This is a genomic window from Pyramidobacter sp. C12-8 (assembly GCF_002007215.1).
GTDB lineage: Bacteria > Synergistota > Synergistia > Synergistales > Dethiosulfovibrionaceae > Pyramidobacter.
In genome coordinates, this window is record NZ_MUHX01000079.1 from 1 (window position 1) to 542 (window position 542).

General features: G+C 62.9%; 1 pseudogene. It reads left to right on the top strand.

From position 1 onward, the window contains the following. Positions 1–542: pseudogene (locus B0D78_RS12150) on the top strand (hypothetical protein); the annotation flags it as partial.

The following is a 542-nucleotide window of genomic DNA, read 5'->3' on the forward strand; positions in this document are numbered from 1 at the left end:
TCGTGTACGAAGACAAGAACGGCACGACCCACGAAGTCGCCACCCTCGACGACGGTATGAAATACGCCGGCGACGACGGCCAGAGCGACGCGAGCAAAGTCATCGCGAAGAAACTGAACGCCACGCTCGACATCGTCGGCGGCACGGACGCGACCAAACTGACCGACGACAACATCGGCGTGAACAACGTCGGCGGCCAGCTGAAAGTCCAGCTCGCGCAGAACCTGAACCTGGGAAGCTCCGGCAGCGTGACCATCGGCGACACCCTGCTTAACGCCGGCGGCCTGACCATCACCAACACGACGGATCCGACCAAGACCGTGAGCCTGACGGACGCCGGACTGAACAACGGCAACCACCAGATCACCAACGTCGCCAGCGGCGGCACCACCGATACCAACGCCGCCAACATCAAAGACGTGAAAGACGCGATTGCCGCTTCACAGACCACCCTGACGAACGCCGGTCTGAAATTCGCCGGCGACGGCGGGACCCCCGTCGGCAGAAAGCTCGGAGAGACCCTGAAAATCAGCGGCGGAGCG